This is a genomic window from Lysinibacillus sp. NPDC093210 (assembly GCF_044753985.1).
In the GTDB taxonomy this organism is placed as follows: Bacteria; Bacillota; Bacilli; order Bacillales_A; family Planococcaceae; genus Lysinibacillus.
In genome coordinates this window covers 103,161-125,464 of the sequence record NZ_JBIVOE010000008.1, presented here as the reverse complement: position 1 = coordinate 125,464, position 22,304 = coordinate 103,161, and the positions used below count along the sequence as shown (strand labels likewise).

16 protein-coding genes and 1 riboswitch are annotated in these 22,304 nt (G+C 35.9%); of the genes, 10 read left to right on the top strand and 6 right to left on the bottom strand.

Going from position 1 to position 22,304, the window contains the following annotated elements; genetic code table 11:
• The first annotated feature begins 38 nt into the window (after positions 1 to 38).
• Positions 39 to 887 (top strand): MBL fold metallo-hydrolase, encoded by an 849-nt coding sequence (locus tag ACIP9C_RS17965; RefSeq protein ID WP_401012775.1) that lies wholly within the window; start codon positions 39 to 41, stop codon positions 885 to 887.
• 252 nt (positions 888 to 1,139) lie between these two features.
• Here the strand turns inward: ACIP9C_RS17965 and ACIP9C_RS17960 are convergent, their stop codons facing one another.
• Positions 1,140 to 2,318: a NupC/NupG family nucleoside CNT transporter gene (locus tag ACIP9C_RS17960; protein ID WP_401012773.1), complete on the bottom strand. Its 1,179-nt coding sequence runs from the start codon at positions 2,316 to 2,318 to the stop codon at positions 1,140 to 1,142.
• 387 nt (positions 2,319 to 2,705) lie between these two features.
• Between ACIP9C_RS17960 and ACIP9C_RS17955 the strand changes: the two genes are divergently transcribed.
• Both ACIP9C_RS17955 and ACIP9C_RS17950 read left to right on the top strand, forming a co-directional pair.
• Positions 2,706 to 3,413: a DNA alkylation repair protein gene (locus tag ACIP9C_RS17955; RefSeq protein WP_401012771.1), complete on the top strand. Its 708-nt coding sequence runs from the start codon at positions 2,706 to 2,708 to the stop codon at positions 3,411 to 3,413.
• Positions 3,414 to 3,513: 100 nt separating this feature from the next.
• Complete coding sequence (locus ACIP9C_RS17950) at positions 3,514 to 3,978, top strand: GNAT family N-acetyltransferase (RefSeq protein WP_401012769.1); 465 nt, start codon at positions 3,514 to 3,516, stop codon at positions 3,976 to 3,978.
• Between the two features lie 222 nt (positions 3,979 to 4,200).
• Here the strand turns inward: ACIP9C_RS17950 and ACIP9C_RS17945 are convergent, their stop codons facing one another.
• Entirely contained in the window at positions 4,201 to 4,572 is a 372-nt protein-coding gene (locus ACIP9C_RS17945) for a hypothetical protein (RefSeq protein WP_401012767.1), read from the bottom strand.
• 665 nt (positions 4,573 to 5,237) lie between these two features.
• On the opposite strand from ACIP9C_RS17945, the gene ACIP9C_RS17940 reads away from it, so the two are divergent.
• Positions 5,238 to 5,534, top strand: a complete 297-nt coding sequence (locus tag ACIP9C_RS17940) for a hypothetical protein (RefSeq protein WP_401012765.1) — start codon at positions 5,238 to 5,240, stop codon at positions 5,532 to 5,534.
• 199 nt (positions 5,535 to 5,733) lie between these two features.
• Here the strand turns inward: ACIP9C_RS17940 and ACIP9C_RS17935 are convergent, their stop codons facing one another.
• Entirely contained in the window at positions 5,734 to 11,538 is a 5,805-nt protein-coding gene (locus ACIP9C_RS17935) for an NPCBM/NEW2 domain-containing protein (protein WP_401012763.1), read from the bottom strand.
• Positions 11,539 to 11,779: 241 nt separating this feature from the next.
• Positions 11,780 to 11,863: riboswitch (cyclic di-GMP riboswitch) on the bottom strand.
• 612 nt (positions 11,864 to 12,475) lie between these two features.
• On the opposite strand from ACIP9C_RS17935, the gene ACIP9C_RS17930 reads away from it, so the two are divergent.
• Both ACIP9C_RS17930 and ACIP9C_RS17925 read left to right on the top strand, forming a co-directional pair.
• A complete protein-coding gene (locus tag ACIP9C_RS17930; RefSeq protein WP_401012761.1) occupies positions 12,476 to 13,510 on the top strand; it encodes an ABC transporter permease in 1,035 nt (344 codons plus the stop codon).
• A gap of 1 nt (position 13,511) precedes the next feature.
• Positions 13,512 to 14,195, top strand: a complete 684-nt coding sequence (locus tag ACIP9C_RS17925; RefSeq protein ID WP_401012759.1) for an ABC transporter ATP-binding protein — start codon at positions 13,512 to 13,514, stop codon at positions 14,193 to 14,195.
• A 199-nt stretch (positions 14,196 to 14,394) separates the two neighbouring features.
• On the opposite strand, the gene ACIP9C_RS17920 is transcribed toward ACIP9C_RS17925, so the two are convergent.
• Entirely contained in the window at positions 14,395 to 14,844 is a 450-nt protein-coding gene (locus ACIP9C_RS17920) for an AraC family transcriptional regulator (protein ID WP_401012943.1), read from the bottom strand.
• Positions 14,845 to 15,010: 166 nt separating this feature from the next.
• Here ACIP9C_RS17920 and ACIP9C_RS17915 point away from each other — a divergent pair, with 166 nt between their 5' ends.
• Positions 15,011 to 15,652 carry a hypothetical protein gene (locus ACIP9C_RS17915; RefSeq protein WP_401012757.1) on the top strand — a complete coding sequence of 214 codons (642 nt, stop codon included), beginning with the start codon at positions 15,011 to 15,013 and terminating at the stop codon, positions 15,650 to 15,652.
• A 512-nt stretch (positions 15,653 to 16,164) separates the two neighbouring features.
• On the opposite strand, the gene ACIP9C_RS17910 is transcribed toward ACIP9C_RS17915, so the two are convergent.
• The gene (locus ACIP9C_RS17910) at positions 16,165 to 17,064 is read right to left on the bottom strand and encodes a 3-hydroxyacyl-CoA dehydrogenase (protein ID WP_401012755.1); all 900 of its coding nucleotides are present in this window, start codon (positions 17,062 to 17,064) and stop codon (positions 16,165 to 16,167) included.
• Between the two features lie 472 nt (positions 17,065 to 17,536).
• On the opposite strand from ACIP9C_RS17910, the gene ACIP9C_RS17905 reads away from it, so the two are divergent.
• Entirely contained in the window at positions 17,537 to 18,595 is a 1,059-nt protein-coding gene (locus tag ACIP9C_RS17905) for an S-layer homology domain-containing protein (RefSeq protein WP_401012754.1), read from the top strand.
• 140 nt (positions 18,596 to 18,735) lie between these two features.
• Here ACIP9C_RS17905 and ACIP9C_RS17900 read toward each other — a convergent pair whose 3' ends face one another.
• Entirely contained in the window at positions 18,736 to 19,422 is a 687-nt protein-coding gene (locus tag ACIP9C_RS17900) for a ZIP family metal transporter (protein ID WP_401012941.1), read from the bottom strand.
• A 284-nt stretch (positions 19,423 to 19,706) separates the two neighbouring features.
• Between ACIP9C_RS17900 and ACIP9C_RS17895 the strand changes: the two genes are divergently transcribed.
• Both ACIP9C_RS17895 and ACIP9C_RS17890 read left to right on the top strand, forming a co-directional pair.
• Positions 19,707 to 20,411, top strand: coding sequence for a tryptophan-rich sensory protein (locus tag ACIP9C_RS17895; protein WP_401012752.1), 705 nt, complete (start codon positions 19,707 to 19,709; stop codon positions 20,409 to 20,411).
• A gap of 146 nt (positions 20,412 to 20,557) precedes the next feature.
• Positions 20,558 to 22,246: an FAD-dependent oxidoreductase gene (locus tag ACIP9C_RS17890; protein ID WP_401012750.1), complete on the top strand. Its 1,689-nt coding sequence runs from the start codon at positions 20,558 to 20,560 to the stop codon at positions 22,244 to 22,246.
• The last annotated feature ends 58 nt before the right edge of the window (positions 22,247 to 22,304 follow it).

Below are 22,304 nucleotides of genomic sequence, written 5' to 3'. Positions count from 1 at the left end.
TGAATTAAACTATGATAAATGGAAGGAGATAATTTATTATGCACTCAATTAACAAAATAGGTGAACGTTTTTGGTATATCACGCCAATATCAGAAACTGATCGTCCCATTCTAGGAATGGTAGTTGGCGATAACAAGACATTAATGATCGATGCAGGTAACTCGGAAGATCATGTACAATATTTTCAGGAAGAACTTTTAAAAATGGGGGTTCCTAATGCTGAAATAGTAGTTCTAACACATTGGCATTGGGATCATATTTTTGGCCTGTCAGCACTACGTAATATTGTTTCCATCGCTTCTAGCGCAACAAAAGAAGAAATGGAGAAATTGATTCCGTTCTCATGGTCTGATGAAGCAATCGATGAGCGAGTAAAAGAGGGAATTGAAATTGAATTTTGCGCAAGAGCCATTAAAGAAGAATTCAAAGATCACCGAGATATTAAGATTGTTTTACCAGATGTGACGTTTGAAAGACGAGTGGAAATGGACTTAGGTGGGGTAACTTGTATCATTCAACATGTTGGAGGGGACCATGCTTCTGATTCAGTAGTTGTCTATATTAAAGAAGAAAAGATTCTTTTCCTTGCTGACTGTATTTATCCTAATCTTTACGCTGAAAAAGAAAACTATACAATTAAGGAAACGCTGCGCTTGTTGGATGAATTAGAGCAATTTGATGCGGATACATATATCCCTTCACATCAACAGCCGATTTCAAAAGAAGCCTTTAATCAAGAAGTAGCAAAACTTCGAACAATTGCCAACTATACGAATCGTTTCGGCGGAGACGAGCAAAGCATTATTAAGGAATATGAAAAACACGTTCAAAGAGAACTGACAGAAGACGAAATCGAAACAATCTCGAACTTTGTAAATGGTTATTAAATTAAAATAAAAATACTGCTGTTGATTTCCGTTACGGGCGGCGCTTTCCGCGGACATACCGTAAGCCGCAATCCTCGCTAACGCGCGGTTTATTGCGTCTTACGTGCTGTGCGTTCCCGCAGGAGTCGCCGTCCTCCACAAAATTGTTTGAGTGCCTGGCACCGTTGATAAAAAGACAAAGGGCATTAAGAATGACTTCTTAATGCCCTTTGTCGACGTGCTGAGGAGGTGGAGCATGCCACTTCCTTTTTTTTATAAAATCAAGCTAACAATGATACCTGATAGTACGCTTACAAGTGTAGCACCAAATAATAATTTTAATCCAAAGCGTGCGACTACATTCCCTTGCTTTTCATTTAGACTTTTTACAGCCCCGACAATGATACCAATTGATGAGAAGTTGGCAAAGGAAACGAGGAAGACAGAAAGAATACCCATTGTACGTTCACTAAAGTGATGATCGCCTCCGGATAAATCCAACATCGCCACAAATTCATTCGTTACTAGTTTGGTCGCCATAATTGATCCAGCACTAACTGCTTCAGAGAACGGAATCCCCATGATGAAGGCAACTGGTGCAAAGATATAACCTAGAATACTTTGGAACGAAATGCCGAATAATAGCTCAAACACACTATTGAATCCAGCCATCAATGCGATGAACCCAATTAACATGGCACCGACGATAATGGCAACTTTAAAACCATCAAGAATATACTCGCCGAGCATTTCAAAGAAGGATTGCTTTTCATGCTCGATTTCTAATATATCCTCGTTAGGGTCAATTTGGTACGGATTCATAATTGTAGCGATAATAAAACCACCAAATAAGTTTAAAACTAATGCCGTAACAATATATTTTGGTTCGAGCATCGTCATATAAGCACCAACGATGGACATAGATACAGTCGACATTGCCGACGCACATAGAGTATATAAACGTTGTTTTGAAAGTAGGCCGAGCTGTTTTTTTAATGTAATGAAAACCTCTGATTGACCGACCATCAATGAAGCAACAGCATTATAAGATTCAAGTTTCCCCATTCCGTTTACTTTACTTAAGACCCATCCAATTCCTTTCATAATGAATGGTAGGATTTTTAAATGCTGAAGGATCCCAATTAATGCAGAAATAAATATAATTGGTAGCAACACTGTTAAAAAGAATGGAGCTTCTCCTTCGTTCGCCAAGCCGCCAAAGACAAAGGAAACACCTTCACCTGCATATTCGAGCAACTTGTTAAAAACAGTAGCTATGCCCTTGATAATGATTAATCCAAATTCTGTATTTAATAATAACAAAGACAATAGAATTTGAATGACAATCATTGTGATAATTGGTTTGAATTTTATCTCTTTTCGATTGGAACTAGCCAACCAAGCCAAAAATAACACAATGAGAATACCTAAAATTGAAATAATGTATTGCATATGTAACCTCCTGATGAATTAAATCATGATGTGTTAGCTTTTAATAAAATTACCTTTCGCATAGAAACTTCTTTTATTTTGATTGTAGTTATAATGTGTATATTGCCCAATTTAATAAAAAGAAACCGTACGTATTTAATTTTAATTAAGCTTTACTGAATAATGGTAACTAAGTGATATTAATAGAAAGTTGATAAAAAAGCAAAAAAAATGATTATAGGAGAATTTTTGGTGGGTATTAGGAAATAAAAGGTGGGAAAACCCACTTATTAACATGCAAACATTAAAAAAACCTTCAGCTGACAAATGATACTTTGATATAGGATAATGGTGATATATTCGAGATTGCAAAAATATTAAAATGCTAAAACGAAGGGAGTGCAAATAATGAATTTTGAAATAGTAATGCAGGAGCTTGAAGCGCTAGGGAAGGAACGGACTAAAAAAATTTACATGTCCAATGGTGCACATGAGCCGCTTTTTGGAGTGGCAACAGGTGCAATGAAGCCTATAGCGAAGAAAATAAAGATTAATCAACCTTTAGCGGAAGAGCTTTATGCTTCAGGGAACTATGATGCAATGTATTTTGCTGGCATTATTGCCGATCCAAAAGCAATGACGGAATCTGATTTTGATCGTTGGATGGATACGGCATATTTTTATATGTTGTCTGATTATGTTGTAGCTGTTACTTTAGCGGAAGCGGATATTGCACAACAAGTTGCTGATAAATGGATTGCTAGTGGGGAAGAGCTGAGAATGTCTGCGGGCTGGAGTTGCTACTGCTGGCTTTTAGGAAATCGAAAAGATGTAGAATTTTCAGAAGACAAGATTGCCAGTATGTTAGAAATTGTGAAAGACACTATTCATGATTCGCCAGAACGAACGAAATCTGCCATGAATAACTTCCTAAACACGGTGGGTGTTTCGTATATACCACTGCACGACATGGCGCTCGCAACAGCCAAAACGGTTGGTCCAGTAGAACTTAAAAAGGACAATAAAAAAAGTAGCTTTCTTCATGCCTATGAAAGTATTCAAAAGGAAATGGATAAAGGAAGAATTGGCTTTAAACGCAAATATGTTAGATGTTAAAAGTCGCCAAATAGACCTAGTAAGACTACCATCGACCCTTGTATTTCAAGGGTTTTTTATTGCCACTGTTAGACATTACTCATAAAGAGGGAGGACTTTAATGCAACATAAAATCAGCATCATGCCATATAGCCCTGAATTTTCTGAGCAAACAGTTGCCATGTGGCGAGATAGCAAGGAACAGGCAATTGGTCAGAAAGAAATGCATAGCGTTGAAAATCATGTTTATTTTTTAAATCATATATTACCTGAACAATTTCAAATAGATTTAGCGCTTATAGAGGAAACAGTTGTTGGCATGATTGCCTATAATGATAGTGAAATAAGCCAATTATATATTCATAACGACTACCAGGGGTGCGGTATAGGTCAAACATTATTAAATAAAGCGAAAGTTCTATCAAGTGGGAGATTAACATTATATACATTTGAAGTAAATGAAAAGGCACAACGTTTCTATGAAAAGCATGGATTTGAGGTGATCGGTAGAGGTCATGAAAATGAAGAGAATTTACCTGATATTCAATATGAATGGACACGTCAAAATGATAACTCCTACGGATGATTTCCGCTACGGGCGGACGCTTTCCGCGGGCACATCGTAAGCCGCAACCGTCGCAGTCGCGCCGCCTGTTGCGTCTTACGTATTGTGCTGTTCCCGCAGGAGTCGCCGCCCTCCGCAAAAGAACCAATTCAGGGTGATTATATAAAATAATACATTCCCTAACCTAAAGACTACACAAAAAACCGATGAGCGATTTCCCGTTCATCGGTTCTTTGTTGTCCATTAAATACTTTGGATTAATTCACTATATTTTAGTGAAAGCAGGTTAAGTGAGTAGTTTTTAATTTTATCGGTTGCGATGATTCCTGTTAGAATACACTCAATCATGTCTTTATATTGATGAATCAAATGTATTTCGTTCATAAACTTTGTATCGAGCGTTATTCCTTCTTTAATGGTTTTCAATACTACTTTTTGCTCCTCGTATAAATAAACTAATTCGAATTTTGAATTATATATTAATGTAGTAATTTCGGGGAAAATTTTATCGTCGTTTAAACGCTCTAGAATGCTATCAACCGATTTTACTCCTTCTATAGATTGCAAATGTGAAAATGTTTCACGCAATTTATCTTCTAAAAAATCAGTACTCAATTGAATATCTCCTCCTATTTTGTTATATATCCATTTTTTATAAGCTAATCAATAATTTTATGATTATTGTATCATGCGACAGTAGTAATAATTATTAAAATACTTACTGTTTTTTGAATTAATCGGGATACTTTTATTTTAAATAATTTATTAATGGTAGTAAATACTATATAGATAAAAATATAAATATAGTCTAAAATGACTAATTATATCCATTTTATTGAAAAAGGAGTCAGCTCTATGCTACGGGTGATGTCAATAAATACATAGCTTTGGAAGGTTCCCAAGCAGCTTCTCAGCAACAACTTTCATCTTTACAAGAAATAAGCGCAGTCGGAAAATTTGAGCAATCAAGCAATGGACTTACATACAATTGTTGGTCACTTTAAAATTTAAAGAATACAAAAAGACGAACAACTTTAGGTGCTGTTCGTCTTTTTTAGCTAATGCAGTTGATTTACATTACGTGCGGACTCTTTCCGCTCAACACAACGTAAGCTGTACCCTCGCTACTACCGATTTGTTAAATCTAACATTCCACTTTAGCCACTAACCACATGATTATTACAATCTACAATCACATCTTATTAAATAATTTTCAGTAGGAAATAAAAATAGTAAAATATATAAAAAAACTTTCACAACATTTTATGGAGGTGCAGAGTATGAATTATGTTACGGTTGAAATAATTGATACTGTGGGGTTAAATCCAAGAGAAAGAAAAATGTTGCAAAATACGGTGTTAAATTTTGTTGCGATGAGCAATGCCTTAATTTTGAAAGAAGATGTAGTGCTCAATCCATTGCAGGAGGGCAACGAAAATATTGGCATTGTCATGGTTTATGCAAAACCATTAGATGAAGAACAAGGTGAAGCCATCACACAAGCTTTGTCCAAACGATTCACGACGTATTTTAAAATGAGCGAGTTAGATTTGGAAGCTCATATTAGCGTTCATTGAGTAAACAATTGTTAATCAAGAATATGAACCAACCTCGAGTAGGGACACTTTACTAGTGTGACTATTTGGGGTTTTTTTGTTCAATAGGAATAAATCTCATAAAATAAAAAGAACACATTTATATACAATCAAAAACACCCACGGAAAATCCGTGGGTGTTGTATTTAAAAGAGGAGGAGTTTTTATGACAGCCACATGACTAGTTTTTCACAAAATAAGTTAATTGGATAAGTGTGTCTTCGTTTAGCTTATACGCAATGACTAACATGTACATGCCTTGTTCTTCTTGAGAAAGATCGATTGTAAAGTGGTCTGCGTTCGGTGCAAGTTGGTCCACATCTACTGAAATCTCTTTCATTGTTTTCGTATTTCTTAGCGCTATTTGGTAAGGGTTAAGATAGTTACCATCTAATCCTTTGACTAGATTTTCCATTGTTAGTTCAGGGCCTGTTAAGCTAGATACTTCAACGATTTGTGGGTGCGCAGTGATGTTTTCTAATTTACCTAGATTTTTCAATGGCGAGAAGTCAGTAATACTATTAGCCGAAATATCAATTGATGTTAAATTTTTAGCATATTGTAAGCCTTCTAGACTTGTAATACGTGCATTTGGTGCATGTAGACTTGTCAGTGTAATCATATCACCTAAAGTGATTTCACCTGACAGACCTAGCGTTTGCTGGATAGCTACTTTAAGCTGGTTATCTGCAATTGGTATAATTTGATCGAAGTCAATTGCTACTAAAGCAGCTTTTGCTTGTAATAGCTCCTCTAAAGCTTGATCGATTTGGGCTTGCGAAGCTTGTGTATTAGCAAGAAGTTCTTCTGCTTTTGCCATGCTCGCTTGTAAAGCTTGGATTGTGTCAGCTGTGTAGTTTTCTACATTAACTGTTTTAGCATCTTCAAGTGCTAGTGTTAAATCTTCAGTGAATACGCGATCCGCATTTGCAAAATGTAATTTCGTATCTCCCCATGATGCATGGTCAGAGCCGTTTCCGTTGCCACCGTCTGTTACGACAAGTTTAAGCTCTTTTGCGCCAGTAATACTCACTTCAATGTACTTTTGAGGATCACGAGATTGCATTAAGCCACTATCGAATTGCTTTTCTCCATCAACAAACACTTGGAATGTTACTGAGCCAACCGTACCGTACATTTGACGGTCTACACCAACGAATGCAGTGAAGAAATCTGCGTCTTTATCTGTTAAATCATAAATGATTGTTGAGTTTGAATGTGCACCGATGCCTCGTTCGTATGTTACCTCACGACCATCGTCTCCTGTTAAGCGTATTGCCTTGTGACTAATGGAGATATCTTTTACTGGTGCAGTATAGCTGTTTTGTGTAGATTGCCATTCAAAATCAGTTAGATAATGGTAATCTTCCATATTCACCACTGAAATAGTACGTTTTTTTGTTACTTCATTGCCATCACTATCGACTACTGTGTACGTAATTTCATATTGACCAGCTCGATTAAAGTTCACTTGCTCTAAGCCAGTTACTTGTACTTGTGATGTTAAATCACCATCTTCAGCATCCTTTGCTAAATAGCTTTCTTCGATGCTAATAGGCGTTCCTACTTTTGTTGCAACTGATTTAGGAATTGTTAGTTCTGGCATACCGTTAGATAAATAGAACTTAGCATCAGCAAAGTTCGCATGATCTGATGCATTACCGTTGCCTGAATCATTTGCAATCAGTTTTAACTCTTGCACACCTTGAAGCGGTACTCTCACAAGTTTTGCTTCTGTTTGATATTTCATGACACCACTGTTATATACTTCTTGACCGTCAGCTAATACTTTAAATGTCACGCTAGAATTTCCATTTTCAGCGATATTGCGATCAATACCAACGAGTGTTTCAAAGTAATCGTAGTTTTTATCTGTTAAATCATAGACGATTTCAGAGTTTGCGTGTGTGCCTATCCCTTTGGCAAATTCCTTAACTTCTCCATTTTTTAGTACTTTTATTGAACCACCTGAAGACGATTTGTCTTTGTTAACAGTACTATACGCTGTTTGAGCAGATTTCCAGCCAATGTCTGAGGCGAATTTCTCATCGCTATAGACATAAACATTCCTTGTTGCTGTTGCAACATTGTTATCACTATCAGTTACTGTATATTCGATTTGGTAAGTACCTGTTTTATTTGTATTGAAGCCATTTGTAGTTACTTTGATTTGTTTACTTAAATCGCCGTCTTCAATATCAGATGCTGTTACATCTTTTAGAAGATCAAATTCGCTATTTAACTTCACTAATGTCAAGTCTTCAGATAGTGTTAAAGTAGGTAGACTTGAGTCTTTGCCAAATTTCGCATCAGCCCAAATAGTATGGTCAGAGGAATTACCGCTATCATTGGCATCCGTTGTAATTAACTTCACTTCTTTTGCACCTGTCACAGGAACTTTTACATAGCCATGATCTGTATTGGCTCTAAATACATCACTTGCAAATTTCTTTTCACCATCGACCCATACTTCAAAAGTAGCAGAAGATTTTTGGCCTTTTGCTGCTTGATCGATGCCGATATAACTTTCGAAGAAATCAAAGCCTTTTCCTTCAATGTCATACACTAATTCAGAGTTCGCGTGTGCACCAAGCCCCTTGGCATATGTTGCATCCATACCTTGTCTTAGTAATGTAATGGTACCACCAGCAATTGACTTATCTTTTTGTAATGAGCCCCAACCTACTTTTGCAGATTTCGCTGTCATATCAGAAATAAATTGCATGTCGCTAATGACGTTGACGTTCATTGTTTTTGATTCTTTGATGCCTTCATCATTTACTTCATAAACAACTTCATAGCTGCCTTTTTTCGTAACGTCTACAGTATTTGATTTAATGTTAACTGATTTTGTAATATCTTGGCCGCTATAGGCAATTGCTTTTACATAATCCATAGGATCAAAAGCTTGATGTAGTTTAATCGTTACATTGTCTTCAGCAGATAGGGAAGGCGTAAATGCTTTTACTTCTACTGGTTTTAACGTATTTAATTTTTTGTCATAACCAACGACTTTGTACGTATAATTTTTTGTTGTATCTACATTTTTATCGATAAATTGACCAGTACTTGTAAAGCCGATTAATTCATCATCTCTAAAAATTTCATAGCCTAAGAAATCATCTTGGTACGCTTTATCGATTGATAAATATAATGTGTTTGTTTTGGCAGCTTGGTTTGAGGCGAATGTTACGTTTACTTCTTTACCTTTTAAACCATTACCTTTATAGTCGACTGCACTATTATTTAAATACCATATTTTTTTATCTGGTTTTGGATATTTACTTGTTTTTGCTTTCGTTTCGTCAGTTACAACAAAACCATGGCGAGCAAAATGCTCACTTAAATCTAATCCAAGTGCTTCAGAAGAGAATTCGACTAAATATTGTTGTTTAGATCGATCACCATCTGTTAGTGTCACATTACGTTCGCGATATAAAGAGTTTAATTTACCCCAATATCCAGGACTATACATTTCAAGTTGCCAATATACAGCTAGTTTTTCAAACAGACCTTGGTCGTTATAATCTTTCGTGTTTTCTTTTAGGACGTTTTTATAGACGTTCGCTTCATAAGGAATACGTCCATCAATTTTGCCGTAAAATGCTGACATATGCTGCGGAAGCATATTGTTTGTAACTTCACCGTAAGTTCTTACGCCAATATCCATGCGATGACCGATTTCGTGGATTACGCCCCATGAACCGCCCTTTTCTTCGATAGGAACTAGAATATCAGACACAACATCATCTAATGTGCCGATATGATCGCCAGCTGCATACATGTATGCATAGGGCTGTGCAAGTCGTACATTTTCTCGAATTAATTTCGGGTCATTTTTTTCATTATGACCATCTAAGCCGTTATATTTAAATAATTCGTCCATTAGACGATTGTACGATTCAATAGTTTGTAGTGGGCTATAGCCATTTTCTATATACGTTTTATAAGCACCTGTTGCAGTTCCTGTCCAGAATAAATGATCACTTACAACTTCAACGATATCAAGTACTTCGCGTTCTTCGACTTTTGGATGTTTCGCCATGTCTTCATCGATTTTTTTCTTATAGTCGATTAAAAATTGTTTGAACTCCTCCACATTAGTAGATTTCGTAGCAAAAGGAATTCTATCAACACCTTCAAAACGTAATGTAGGTGCTTTTCCTTGCTCTTGTGCTGTATATGGATTATCAATATAGATTGTGCCGCCCGGTGTTACAGCCTTGTTATAAGCTGAAGTTTTAGAAATTGCAGGAACGGTAATGACGTTTTTACCAACTTTTAAGCTGACGTCTCTTCTCCAACTGTTCCAAGCACCTTCTTGTTGCGTGAATGATAAGTGTGGTAGAGGACCATTTGCTGCTGCGTCGACGTAAACGATGATTTCATCACCAGGTTGTGCAGCAAGACCAGTTGGTTGTAAATTATTGCCGAACCCGAATTTTAAATTCTCATTGGCATGCTTTACCATGTTCCCGTGTTGTTCAGCTACGATGATTCTTCCTTCTGTAACGACTTCACCTTTAATGATTTTTTTTGCTAACTCAATGTTTTCTTTATAAGTATCGTACAGTGGATGTGTTTTTGCTTCTTCTTCTAATGCGTTAATTTGTTCAAGGCTATTAAATTCTGGTGAAACTGTATCCATCGTTCCATCAGTAAATAACTTTGCCATTTTATCGTTGATTGTATCTTCTTTATAAAATGCTAATTCTGATAAAGTTGCCCAATTTCGATCAGACTTTTTAAATTTAAATTTTACTCGTTTAAATGTAGTTGGTTCAAACTTCGCTTCGACTAATCCAGCAACTATATTGTGTTTACCTGTTGCAACAAGCTCATACGTATCGCCTTTCGATGTTTGTGAAGCATAAATTTCAAATTCCTCAGCAAAGCCTTTAAGGTCAGATGGTCTTGCCCCGTAAATAACACGATTTAATGTGATAGGCTCGATAAATTCGACTTCTACTTCATTTGAGAATGTAGCTGTGTTGCTACTATTTGTTTCCCAATATGTATTGACATCACCATCGATAGCATTTTCGATAACTGCGCTAGCCCAGTGCCCGCCGTTATTGCGAATAGTCTTAATGTTTTTGTAGTCCATTCTAAATAACTGAGAATATGCTTCTTTTGCGTAATGACTAAATGACGAAGTTTCTGCTGTCGTTGCTTCAATTGCTTCGTTGCTTAGGAGCACTTTTGCATTGTCGATATCTTCTTTAAATTGAGCATAGAAGGGGTGTCCTTGTGCTTCAGCATCTAATTGATTGAGTACATCCATCGAATGGAACTTGTCATTAACAGCGCTCATTGTGTCATCAGTAAATAGGGTTGCCATTTTGTCAGAGAGTGCATCTTCTTTATAAAACTGAAACTCTGATGCACTTGCCCAATCTTGATTTGCTTTAGTGAAAACAAATTTTACACGTTTAAATTCTGTAGGGTCAAACTGGATTTCGACAATATCACCAGTAGAACCTTTATATTCTCCTGATGAAACAAGTGTAAAATCATTGCCTGAATCTGTTGTTGAGCTATAAATTTCAAACTGCTGTGCAAAACCTTTACCTTTTGTAGTTGATTGACGTGCAGCGTAAACAATTCTATTTAACGTAGCTACGTCATTGAACTGTATTACGACTTCATTTGTGAACGATGCACTATTGGGTGTCCCTGTTTCCCAATGGGTATTCATGTCGCCATCAATTGCTTTATCAATAGTAGAACTTGCATACTTTCCACCGTTGTTAGTAATCGATTTAATGTTAGTATTAGCCATCTTAAATACGTCATCGTATGCCTTTAAAATATCTTTTCCATACAAATCAAACTTTTTCACCGAAGCTATCGTATGTTTAGTACTCGCTTCAGCTGAAGTTTTGACAATGTTCCCATTCGGATTTTCACTTGCCAAAACATTCAATGGACCGCCGACTAAATTTAAAGCTAGAGCAGATACTGTTACAATCTTTACAACTTTCATATATTCTTCCTCCTTATGAAGTTTTGAATTTCTTCCAACGGAGTACATAAAAAAACTACTCATAAAGAGTAGTTTTTTTAAAATAAGGATAATATAAAAAACATACAAATATACCCATTTTTATGTGGACACTGAAAAAACTAAAAGATAAAATTTCACCTTTTAGAAGTTATATTAAAAAAATATTTTTTCAGCAATTTGTTTTTTTATGACCTTACTAAACAAAAAGTAGTATGTACTCTTCGGCAACTGGCTGACATAGTTTTAAACCTTAGTCCCTATAGCTTTGCGTCCCTAAATTTCTTTAGGTTTGCCTATTCAATTTTTCTACTATAAAGAATAGCATAGCGAAAATAATTACCAAAGAACAATTTGTCCTATATTTTACCACCCTCCATTAGGGTAATATGGTGAAGGTTTATCATTAAATAGTATAATAAAGTAGTTTATTGATAGGCAATATGTTATGTGTAAATTACTTTAGTAAGAGGAAGGTAGTTTAGTTGTAAACTACTTTTGACATGGTAGGGATTATAAAAAATATTTACAACAGGTGGAAAGGGTTTAAGCAAAATCTTGACGATTTTAAAACTTTTGCGAAACAACTATTAGCTTTAATTCAAATTGTTATAGCTATTGATGAATGTCCATAAAAGCTGTTAACCTATTGTGCTCGAATTGCAATACTATGTTTTAAACCTTCTACTTCCGTTTATGAGTAGAAGGTTTTTTGTTGAAAGCAGGTAGGGTGAAGTGACAATTAAACTAGTGCAGGCAATCATTCGCACGCTTGCAAAACCTTTATAAAAATAATTAATAACTTCAGCATGGATTCAATTGTAATGCTTTGTTCATCTTCCGTTCATTTTCAGTTCATGCTCTGTTCATTTAGGCTCTATATTCTAAGAATGTGAAAAGAAATAGGAGGGGTTTTAAGATGAACCTAGCTATAAAAGAAATGAAGAAAAATAAAGTGCGATTTTTGATTTTAGGTTCCATTGTTTTTCTGGTGAGTTTATTAACCTTTATTATTTCAGGTTTAGCAAACGGACTATCGCAAGACAATGCAGCACTAATAAAAGATTTACCGGCAGGACAGTTTTATATGAATGAGGATGCAGATGAAACGTACAATCTGTCAAAAATAGATAGCAGTACCCAAAATGAAATGTTAAACAAACAAAAGGATGCTGTAGCCTTCTCAATTCAAATGGGCTTTATAAATGATAAGGCAGGTAAGCAGCAAAGCGTAGCCTTTGTAACTGCTACCGATTCACCACTTTTTGAAAATGTGAAACATGAGGAAATTATTTTAGATAGCTCATTAAAGGATAAAGGTATACAGGTAGGCGATACAGTAACAAATAATCAATTTAGTGGCAAGTTTATTGTAAAGGGCTTTGTTGAGCAAAAGAAATATAGTCATGCTCCTGTAGCTTATATTAGCATGGAGGATTACAAAGAAATTTATCGTGTCGAAGAAATGCAATTAGTTTTCGCTCCAGATGGGGATGCTGCACAAGCCTATACGGGATTACAAGCATTTTCAAAAAATGATTTTTTAAATACAATTCCTAGTTATAGCGCAGAACAAATGTCTCTTAATATGATTGTTTGGTTTTTAGTTGTGATTAGTGGCATGCTGTTTGCAATCTTTTTCTACATGATGAATGTTCAAAAGATTGGTTTGTACGGTATTTTAAAAGCAATCGGTTTAAAAACGAGTAAGCTATTTAAAATGATTTGGACGCAAATGGTCGTTATTACTATTATTTCACTTGCGCTATCTATTGCGCTAAGTCAAATTTTCAATCAATTTGCACCACAAGGAATGCCATTTAGTTTAAGTTTGGCAACGACAACACAATTGTCGATTGTATTCATCATTATTGGATTTATTGGTGCAACGATTTCAGGTATCCAAATTAAAAAAATTCAACCATTACAAGCGATACAGCAAGGAGAGGTATAATATGACGCTATTTACAATGGAGAATGTTAGAAAAACGTTTACGAATGGTGAAGTGCAAGAAGAAATATTAAAAGGTATTAATCTGACGCTTAAAGAAGGAGAGGTAACGGCGTTAGTAGGTGCTTCTGGCTCTGGTAAAAGTACACTTCTAACGATTGCTGCAGGGTTGCAACCTACATCTGATGGCCAAATTATTTTTGAAGGGAAAAACATGACAGCTTTGACTAAAGAGCAAGTGCGACAAGTACGTGCAAGTAAATTCGGCTTTGTTTTTCAATTTGCACACTTAGTTCCTTTTTTAACAGTAGAAGAGCAGCTTTTACTTATGCTCGAAGTGTCTGAATCAGCAATGAAGAAACACGAGCAGCAAAGAGAGGTTGAGCGACTTCTAAAATTAGTCGGGATGGATCATAGGAAAAATGCATATCCTTCGTCATTATCAGGTGGAGAGAAGCAACGAGTTGCCATTGCGCGAGCAATTATTCATAAACCGAAAGTTCTTTTTGCAGATGAACCTACAGCAAGTTTAGATTCCAAAAGATCTAAGGACGTCATGGAGTTAATTAGAGATCTGACAAAAACATTAAACATTACAACTTTAATGGTTACACATGACGAAGAAATGCTGTCATATACAAATCAGGTCATTAAAATGAATGATGGTAAAATTGTACAAAATTTGTGATTCAATCATAGTCTGAAAAGTGTTAGATTGACTGTTGTCAATCTAACACTTTTTTTGCTGTATGCATTGCTTTTTGAACAGGCTCCGCCAGCTACCGTGCGGTTTGCTTCGTTTTACGCTACGTGCTTTCCCGCAGTAGTCATCGCCTTCATTACAACATCTTGTTATGTTAAATGGAAGATGGAAATACCAAGTTTCGTTACTGAATAGGAACTAATATTTCACATAGATGATTTTCAATCATTTGCGAGGTATATCTTTCAATGATTGGTTGTTGTCTAATGGATAGATTATGTTTTGCGATTTCAGAAAAAATATTGCCCCAAAATTCGCTGACTGCCTCTTTCGTATGGTCTAGCAGGAAAACTGCATATTTCCCTCCAGTGAATGTACCGACCTGAGCAGGCTTTGCCACATGATAATCGTTTTGAATAATGACGCAAACATCATAACGACATTCTTCTTTAGGTGTAACTTCAGGATTATCTTGTGGTATAGCTAAAATTGGTGAATCATCAAATACCCCATTTACCTGTGCCCATTGCTTAAAGGATTCCATTAGCTTTTTGTTTTGCTTTTCACCATATTCACCGACGTTTCTAAAAAAGGCAATTCTTGATTCTGCTAATTCTTCAATAGTTATTTTCATCATTTTATCCCCCTTCCTAAGTAAAGGTAATATGATTAAAAATGTTTCTCAAGTGCTTATTAAAAGAATTTTTTGCGGAACTTACGCTAGTGGTAATAAAAGAGACTTTCGGTTAGGGCATTTTTTATGTCTTTGATGACATACCTTCTTAAGTAGGAGGGATAACATGTTCAAAAGGAAATTGATTCTTGTAGGAACACTTACTTTGGCAATAGTTATATTTAGCCTAGTCGCTAGACTTTTTGAGGATGATCGTTCTGAAAATAAAGATGCGCAGCAATCTTTCGTTACTAAAGAAGAGTCAAGTATTGCTAAATTGAAAGAAAAACTGCATGAAATATATGTTGGAGTTGATGTGAAAACGACGTCAAAGAAAGAATTGGTGTTACAAGTTGTAGCGGATGAAGATTATTTTAATTTTGTAAAAAAAGATATGGAGCCGATTGCCAAAAGTATTATGGAAACTTCCCCATTTAAGGACTATACAGTTATTTTTGAAAGGTGGGAATTTACAACAGAAAATGATGGACAAAAGCTAATAGATAAAGATTTATCCTATTTTTTAAAAGCTATTGTAGAAGGTCTTAAAGAATTTGATGTATTTAAAAATATAACGACGGATCGTGACACATTTATCACTGTTCAAACTTCTATTATTGGTTCGGAGAAAAATGCACAAAAGGTAGCATTAGAAATGGAAGAAATCATATATGAAATTTTACGTTCACAAGAGAGAAATGAAGTAACTCCGAAAAATGAATATAAGGTTAAAGTAGTGAATTCACAAGGAGAAGTATTAAATGAGTAGAAGATAGAATTGTTTGGGTGCCTGACACTTAGCTCCTGAAATCGTAAAAATCTACTGCGCTTTCCGCGGGCACGACGTAAGCCGCAACCCTCGCTGTGGCGCGGCTTGTTGCGTCTTACGTTACGTGCGTTCCCGCAGGAGTCTCCGTAGATTTTTACTCAGCTATCCTTCTGGCAGTGTTATTTGAATTGAAAATTGTTTGGGTGCCTGACACTTAGCTCCTGAAATCGTAAAAATCTACTGCACTTTCCGCGGGCACGACGTAAGCCGCAACCCTCGCTGTGGCGCGGCTTGTTGTGTCTTACGTTACGTGCGTTCCCGCAGGAGTCTCCGTAGATTTTTACTAAGCTATCCTTCTGGCAGTTTAATTTGAATTGAAAATTGTTTGGGTGCCTGACACTTAGTTCCTGAAATCGTAAAAATCCACTGCGTTTCTGGGGACGCAGTGGATTTTTATTATGCTAGTCATCAAACGTATGACTAGCGTAGTAAATTGTTTGAGTGGCAGGCACTTATCCTTTAAGGAAATCAGGTTTTGAGAAGCTTGGGTTTGGATATTTGTAGAAGCCTTCTCCTGTTGCTCGTCCTAATTTGCCTTTGTCGATATACTCTGTTTTTAACAAGTTGGATAGTTTTTTCATGTTTTCATCACCAGTTGCAGCAGCTTTTGCCTCTACAATGTTATGAGCTGTATTGATACCTACAACGTCTAAAATAGCGAATGGTCCAAGAGGAGCACCTGTCCCAATCATCCAAGTTTTGTCGATTGTTTCAGGATCAGATACTTCTTTTACTAATAGCATTTCAGCTGCATCTAACAATGGCACTAGTAGAGAGTTTAAAATATAGCCAGGTTGTTCTTTATATAATGTAAGTGGCACCATTCCGATAGCACGAGCAAATTCAACAACTTCATCAAACACTTTCATATCTGTACCTGGATGTTTCATAATTTCAGCTGTATTGTTTACCCAAATTGTATTAGCAAAATGTAATGCTAAAAATTTCTCAGGGCGACCTGTGGCTTCAGCAAATTGGCTTGGTAATAAAGTAGATGAGTTTGTTGCGAAAATTGTTTTTGCTGGGGCAACTTTGCCTAGGTTTGTATAAAATTCTGTTTTGATTTTTACAACCTCAGGAATAGCTTCGATAACAAGATCTGCATTTGCTACAGCCTCTGCTAAGTCGCTTTTAAATGAAAGACGTGCATAAGCAGCATCTACTTCTTCCTGTGTCGCACCCAAATCATGTTGGTATAATGGTTTTAACTTTGTAATGCGATCCTGCGCATTTTTTAAAGCATCGTCATTAATATCGTACACAGTAACGTTAAATCCTTTAAAAGCAGACTGATAAGCAATCTGACTACCTAATACGCCACTTCCTGCTACAGTAATGTTTTGATAGTTCATCTGAATTCCTCCTCTGATATTGTTACGTTAGTATAATATTTACGTTGTAGAATAACTTTCTTATTACAATTCCATACTACTTCTTTCGTTGAACGAAAATCAAATTAAAAACTCAATTATTATAATGATATAAAATTTTTTCCGATTTCTACTGAAATTTTTATGCCTCAAGTATTTGCTTATAGAGGATGAAAATAAACGTTAGCACTATAATTTTTAAAAGAAGACTTTAGGAAAATATACGGTTTAGTGCAAATGTATTATTATTGATTACTTGGATTTAGTGGGTATTTTTATATTTTTTAACTAATATCTTCAAGTATTTAGACTTAGAGGTATAAAGATTTAGTCGGAGTAAATTGATTTTCAAAAATAGGGCTATTTTATAATTTTCAATAATTTACATATATTTATAGATTTGTTAATAGGTGTTTTAGTACACTGAAATTATGAATTGAAAGGGGTAAGAGGAATGAAGAAAACAATCTTAGCTGGAGCCTTAAGTATTGCATGTTTTACAGGAGGTTTTGGCTTACAAGCATATGCACAAGAAAAAGTCGATGTTGCAAACATTATCCATCCTAAACAAGTCGTTGCATCGACAAATCAAGTACAATCGATGTCCTATCAAGATGTTTACAAAATGTTTTTACTTTCTAAGCTAGGTTTTGAAAATGATGATTTAACTTTAGTTACAACTAAAAATAGCATTACTATAAAAATGTCCCTGAAAGCAATAATGGCATCCTACTCAGATGGGACAAACTTATTCCCAGAAGGGGAGAAGGCATTACAAGAAAACTTAGAAGAGTTTAAAAAGATGTTTGGTGATGCAATTCAAATGCGCATAACTCAATCTGGCAATGGCTTCACGGCTGAAGTTTATACAGCAGGGAAATGGGAAGCAGCAAGTACGGCAGATATGAATGATTTGATTACAGTATTTAACCGTGCTGACCTTGATTTAAAACCAGGAGGGTATTTTACCGATGCGATTGGCCATTGGGCTGAAAGCTATATCCAATTGCTTTATCAGGCTGGAATCGTAACTGGTACTACTGATACAACATTCAATCCGAATGGCCAAGTAACACGTGGTCAATTAGCAGCAATGATTTTCCGTGCTTCAGGATTAGATGTAAATGAAGATTATGAAGGACCTGCTTCTTACAAAGATATGCAAGGTTTCTGGGGAGCTAAGGAAGTAGCGATTTTACAAGAGTACGGGTTACTTGAAATTTTCGATGGTAATTATTTTGAGCCAAACAAACCTGCTACACGTGAAGAGATGGCTCATGTTACGGCGAGTTACTTAGAAGCAATGGAATTCGATATCGCAAAGGCTAACAAAAATAATACGTTTACGGATAAGAATCAAATGCGTAAGGAAGCTGTAGAATCTATTGGTTTATTACAGCAATTAGGAATTATTGAAGGTACAAGTGGCAAGTTTAATCCAAAAGGCAATCTGACGCGTGCGCAGTTTTCTAAAATTTTATCACTTACGTTGATGACAGTGAGTGAAGAGTAATACATCCCGTAGACTAAGCTAAATTTTAAAATGCAAAAATCCACTTCGCAGTGCTTTGTTAGGCGAAGTGGATTTTTGCATATTTTCTAAGTGCCAGTCACCCAAACAATTCTGGAAATTATAACAACATATATATGTGCTTATCCTACAAATGTATGAAACATATAGCTTAAAAAATAGCCCAATAAAATATATGTCATAAAGGATTTTAAGGTTACTGTTCGTACATGGTGCAAAATAAATTCTGAAATACTAGCTGTGCCGATTAACCCTATTGATAGGCCCATTAACAATCCTTGTGCTTTAATTGTTAAATTCCAATATTGACCTATAAAAATGAAAAATACAAAGAACATCGAAAATCCGATGAAATAAATAAATAGTTTCCATAGTCTTCCGCTTTGTGAAAGAAATGCTGTTGTAAGTGCAAACCCCTCCGGAAGATGATGAAGAATGATTGATGCTGTCATTGTAATACTAAGGGCGGAATTACCAAGTAAGTTTCCGATAGTAAGACTAATAGGAATTGTATGGATGACCATCGCTATTGCAAGCAAAGAAACGGAGGGGTTTTGATGATTTGTAGGATGAAATAAACTACTAAGTAATTGAAATATTAAATAGCCAATAAGTATGCCTAATATAATGCCAAAAGACTTGTACATTTTAAAAGATGATGGAATGATGTCTAGTACGAGCAATCCTACTAAAAAACCACCACATAATAATGATAAACCTTGGGTTGTATGTTGAAACAGCTTAGAGAAAACCCAAGCGATTGTTCCACCTATACTAACGCTGAAAAAAAGAAATCCACCAAGTATCATTGCACTCAACTGCGAAATTCCTCCGCCCTATAATAAACTGAAGTCCGTTTTACAAAATATATGCAACGTAAAGGGTTATATGATGGAGCACAGTTAAATTAAATGACCATGTTTGCGTTTAAACAATGAAAACTATACACACAAAATGAAACAGCACGTACAAAAGAAATGAAGCAGAATACTAAGCTTTCCTAAAAAGATTTCATTTTTTTTAAATAGGGTAGTTATATTTATTAATTGATAAATTATATAGTAGCTTAATTATGATTATAAGGGGGATTGCTATGAAATGGGCTGCACTTTTGAGCTTTTTATTAATGATTACTGTTAATGTAATAGCAAGTACAATAGGTATTAATGGCAAAACAACAGGAGAAGTATCTAACCAACTACAGGTGCTGTTTATGCCAGCTGGCTATGTTTTTTCTATATGGCTTGTTATATATATAGTTTTAGGAATATGGCTTGTTATTCATTTATTCCGTAAGAAAGCCGTTCAAGAGACTGCCATAATAAGTCTTGTTACGTCAACTTGTCTGTATAATATTGCTTGGCTTTTATGTTGGCATTATGAATACTTTTCGTTATCGATCGTCATGATGATTGGTCTTCTAGTCAGTTTAATTTTTATTTATAGAAGTTATCCGAAAGGGGATACCCGTTTTGCAGGGAGATTACCTTTTTCGATTTACTTGGGCTGGATTAGTGTTGCCTTAATGGCGAATATTAGTTATGTTCTGACGTACTATCAGTGGGATGGCTTTGGTATATCTGATGTATGGTGGGCAAATTTGTTGCTCTTCGTTGCCACATGTCTTGCTATATATATTCGCTATGTTGAAGTAGATTTTTTGTTTCCAATAGTTATTATTTGGGCATTTATCGGTATTTCTGTGAAAAATGGGGTAGATGCTGGAACCTTATTTTATATGCCTTTACTGTATAATGCAGTGCTTGTTATATGGATTTTTATCGGTAAGCGAAGATAATGAAGCGTCACTTTATACGTAAAGTATTATTTGGAAAAAAGAGGGTACATTCAATTGACTGAATATTACTTTAATTCTATACTTTTGAATAGCAATACTAGATTCATTGATTTAGTCAACTACTAATGAAGGTGAGGAATGTAAGTATGAAATGGGATGCGAGTTATGATGTAGTAGTAGTAGGATCAGGCGCTGCAGGTTTGACAGCAGGACTAACAGCAAAGTTGCAAGGGATGAAATCATTAGTCATTGAAAAAACTGATCGTTACGGTGGAGCATCTGCCCTATCGGGTGGAGCACTATGGATTCCAAATAATCATGTCATTAAAGGTGCAGGTGTTCCTGACACGCATGAACTAGCACGTTTGTACTTAGATTCAACTATTGGTGATCGTGTGCCAGCCGCATTAAAAGAGGCTTATATAACGCAAGGACCTGAAATGTTAATGTTTTTAAATCATCATACTAATCACATGCGTTTCCAATATGCTACAGGCTATTCGGATTATTATCCTGAAAAACCAGGTGGCCTATCACAAGGGCGCTCTATTGAGCCACTTATTTTTGATTTGCAGAAAATGGGAACTTTAGCTAATACGATGCGCCGGTCTACTATGTCGACTAAAGGCTTCACGATGAATAGCTACGAATTCCATAAGGTAAATATGATAAGACGTACAATGAAAGGAAAAACAACAGCACTAAAATTAGGGATGCGCTTAGTGAAGTCTAAAATAACAGGTAGTGAGCCCGTAGCATTAGGACAATCTTTAATTGCACGCTTACGTATGTCACTTGCCGAAGCGAATGGGGAGTTATGGGTATCGACGGCATTTAAAGATTTTATTGTAAAAAATAATCGCGTGATTGGATTGATCGTAGAACGGGATGGACAAGAAATGCGAATTGAAGCCAAACAAGGTGTAGTGCTTTCATCTGGGGGCTTTTCACACAATCAAGCGTACCGAGAGAAATATTTGCCTTCCCCAACCAATGCTAAATGGACATCGACTCCAGAAGGACAAACAGGTGATTGTATTGAACCAAGCGTTCAAATTGGGGGAACGTTAGATTTAATGGATAAAGTATGGGGGGCGCCTTCAGTATTAGATCCAGAAGGACATCCTTTTTTCTTAGTGGCAGACCGTGGCGTACCAAATATGATGGTGGTAGACAATTTAGGCAATCGTTTTTTAAATGAAGCTGCCCCTTATCATGAGTTTGTAGATAATATGTTTGCACATCATAAAAAAACGAATACTGGAATACCTTCTTGGATTCTTATTGATGCGACTGCGAAGAGTCGATATATATTTACAGGTTTGTTCCCTGGACAAGCTTTCCCAAAAAGCTGGTTTGACAATGATATTGTGAAAAGTGGGAAAACAATAGAGGAATTGGCAGGTCAAATGGGTGTTCCATCAGAAAATTTAGTTGAAACGATCGCGCGTTTTAATACATTTGCACGTAATGGACACGATGGTGATTTCAATCGAGGGGAAAGTGCTTACGATAACTATTATGGTGATCCTACTTTAAAAAACCCGAATTTAGCTGAATTGAAGGATGCCCCTTATTATGCATTACGGTTATACCCAGGTGATATTGGCACGAAAGGGGGGCTCGTTATAGATGAACATGCTAGGGTTGTAAAGAAGGACGGAACACCAATTGAAGGATTGTATGCATCTGGTAATTGCTCCGCTTCGATAATGGGGGAAACATATCCAGGACCGGGTGCTACACTTGGACCAGGAATGACGATGAGCTATATCGCAACGGCGCATATGGCGAAAAGTAGTAAACAAGAAGTAGCAGCTCTTATTGAAGCTTAATTTATACTATACAAAAAACCTTCTTATTCTTTTGATAAGCAGGTTTTTTGTTTGATTA

Coding starts and splice junctions, on each gene's coding strand:
- ACIP9C_RS17965 (WP_401012775.1), top strand. CDS start 39: ATGCACTCAATTAACAAAATAGGTGAACGTTTTTGGTATATCACGCCA.
- ACIP9C_RS17960 (WP_401012773.1), bottom strand. CDS start 2,318: ATGCAATACATTATTTCAATTTTAGGTATTCTCATTGTGTTATTTTTG.
- ACIP9C_RS17955 (WP_401012771.1), top strand. CDS start 2,706: ATGAATTTTGAAATAGTAATGCAGGAGCTTGAAGCGCTAGGGAAGGAA.
- ACIP9C_RS17950 (WP_401012769.1), top strand. CDS start 3,514: ATGCAACATAAAATCAGCATCATGCCATATAGCCCTGAATTTTCTGAG.
- ACIP9C_RS17940 (WP_401012765.1), top strand. CDS start 5,238: ATGAATTATGTTACGGTTGAAATAATTGATACTGTGGGGTTAAATCCA.
- ACIP9C_RS17935 (WP_401012763.1), bottom strand. CDS start 11,538: ATGAAAGTTGTAAAGATTGTAACAGTATCTGCTCTAGCTTTAAATTTA.
- ACIP9C_RS17930 (WP_401012761.1), top strand. CDS start 12,476: ATGAACCTAGCTATAAAAGAAATGAAGAAAAATAAAGTGCGATTTTTG.
- ACIP9C_RS17925 (WP_401012759.1), top strand. CDS start 13,512: ATGACGCTATTTACAATGGAGAATGTTAGAAAAACGTTTACGAATGGT.
- ACIP9C_RS17920 (WP_401012943.1), bottom strand. CDS start 14,844: ATGAAAATAACTATTGAAGAATTAGCAGAATCAAGAATTGCCTTTTTT.
- ACIP9C_RS17915 (WP_401012757.1), top strand. CDS start 15,011: ATGTTCAAAAGGAAATTGATTCTTGTAGGAACACTTACTTTGGCAATA.
- ACIP9C_RS17910 (WP_401012755.1), bottom strand. CDS start 17,064: ATGAACTATCAAAACATTACTGTAGCAGGAAGTGGCGTATTAGGTAGT.
- ACIP9C_RS17905 (WP_401012754.1), top strand. CDS start 17,537: ATGAAGAAAACAATCTTAGCTGGAGCCTTAAGTATTGCATGTTTTACA.
- ACIP9C_RS17900 (WP_401012941.1), bottom strand. CDS start 19,422: ATGATACTTGGTGGATTTCTTTTTTTCAGCGTTAGTATAGGTGGAACA.
- ACIP9C_RS17895 (WP_401012752.1), top strand. CDS start 19,707: ATGAAATGGGCTGCACTTTTGAGCTTTTTATTAATGATTACTGTTAAT.
- ACIP9C_RS17890 (WP_401012750.1), top strand. CDS start 20,558: ATGAAATGGGATGCGAGTTATGATGTAGTAGTAGTAGGATCAGGCGCT.